Annotated in this window: 1 protein-coding gene; it reads left to right on the forward strand. The window is 70.7% G+C overall.

The genetic code is table 11. The annotated features are described in order from the left end of the window. Positions 1-225 (forward strand): hypothetical protein (locus ACTJKK_RS16570; RefSeq protein WP_440748778.1); only part of this gene is annotated, 225 nt, incomplete at its 5' end. Positions 226-416: the final 191 nt, after the last annotated feature.

A 416-nucleotide genomic window follows, 5' to 3' on the forward strand; every position in this document is an offset into this window, starting at 1 on the left:
GCAGCATTCACGTTCGCGGACGGGTCCGCCGATGCCGACGCATCCACGTTCGCGGTCGGGTCCGCCGATGCCGAAGCATCCGCCGTCGCCGACGCACTCACAGACGAGTCCGCGGTTGCGGCGGCCTGGGCAGCGGTCGAAGCATCGGCGTTTGCTGCCACCGAGGCGTCAGCGTTCGTCGAGTCCGAGTTGTCCGCGTTCGCCGCCGGGGAGGCCGAGACCTGAGCGGCAGCAGACGGGTCCGAAGACACATCAGCCGACGCGGAGGTCGAAGCATCCGGCGTCGCAGCAGCCTGAGCGGCAGCTTCCGCGGACGGCGTCGCGGCGGCCGAAGCCGTCGTCTCCGCATCCGGGGTCGCGGCAGCCTGAGCGGCAACCTGAGCCGACGGGTTGCTGTCATCGTCAGCCTTCGCCGA

It is taken from the genome of Microbacterium sp. 22179 (assembly GCF_052045715.1).
GTDB lineage: Bacteria > Actinomycetota > Actinomycetes > Actinomycetales > Microbacteriaceae > Microbacterium > Microbacterium galbinum.